The sequence below is a fragment of the Pedobacter sp. 01T416_2 genome (assembly GCF_056398925.1).
This window is the reverse complement of the sequence record NZ_JBFTQI010001229.1, coordinates 1-1007: the sequence shown is the minus strand read 5'-3', so window position 1 is coordinate 1007 and position 1007 is coordinate 1. Positions and strand designations below refer to the sequence as shown.

General features: G+C 41.6%; 2 protein-coding genes. Both read right to left on the bottom strand.

Annotated elements, in window-relative coordinates; translation table 11 throughout:
- Window positions 1-466 (bottom strand): enolase-like domain-containing protein (locus tag AC1DPQ_RS28750; RefSeq protein ID WP_477611715.1); only part of this gene is annotated, 466 nt, incomplete at its 3' end.
- 14 nt (window positions 467-480) lie between these two features.
- On the bottom strand, window positions 481-1007 hold a 527-nt coding region (locus AC1DPQ_RS28745), incomplete at its 5' end, for an SDR family NAD(P)-dependent oxidoreductase (RefSeq protein ID WP_477611714.1).

Here is a 1007-nt window from a genome sequence, read left to right as displayed (position 1 = left end):
CTTCTTTGGTGAGTACATCTTCCAGGTAAGAGAGATCGAGTGTATTCACAATTTCTTCGGGACTTAAATCGATCAGTAGTTTCCAAAGTGGTACGCCGCGTTTTTTTGCCCATAAATCATAACAGGCATTGGTTACTGAAGCCAATCCTAAATGTACAACACCTTTGTGTGGCCCTAACCACCTAAATTGCTGTTCGTTTGACAACGTGCGAAAAGTCTGTCCAAAATCGTTCATCAGTTCTTCAATATCTTTTCCCTTTAAGGTATTAGCATAAAATTGAGCGGCATTGCACACCAAATCGTTACCAGCGCCCAGGGTAAAGGCTAAGCCTGTTCCTGTTATGCCGTTATCGTTGGTTAAATTGGTAACTGCATAAGAGTATTGAGGATCTTTATGTATAGCATCGCTGCCTGCACCCGTTGATAGTTCAAATCGTTTGTCGCTAATTTCTATTTTGTTTATCATGTTAATAATCTGGATTATATGATGGTTCTGTATCCTAGTTCGGCTCCACCGCTTACCGGTAAAATAGTTCCTGTTATAAATCTGGCAGCATCGCTGAGTAAGAATAAGCAAGCATCTGCAATTACATCACCGGCTGGCATGCTTCCCAATGGCTGAAGTTTATCTAAGTAATGTTGTATTTCTTCTTTGTTGGGCTGTTCTTTGCTCCATGATTGCAGGGTTGGGGTATTAATCGCTGCGGGCGAAACCGCATTAACGCGTATTCTGTATGGCGCATAATCTAAAGCCATGGCCTTCGTTAATGCATTAATTGCACCCTTTGTGGCTACATAGGCGGCATGATTATCTTGCCCTATTGTGCCTACCATCGAGCTGGTATTTAAAATACAACCCTTTGTTTTTTTAAGATGCTTGATGCCATGGCGGGTGGTATATAAAATGCTTTTTAGGTTAACATCCATCAACAAATCCCACTCAGCATCTGTAGTCTGATCGAGCGTTTTTGAAGGATGCGCAATCCCTGCATTGTTATGTATAGCAT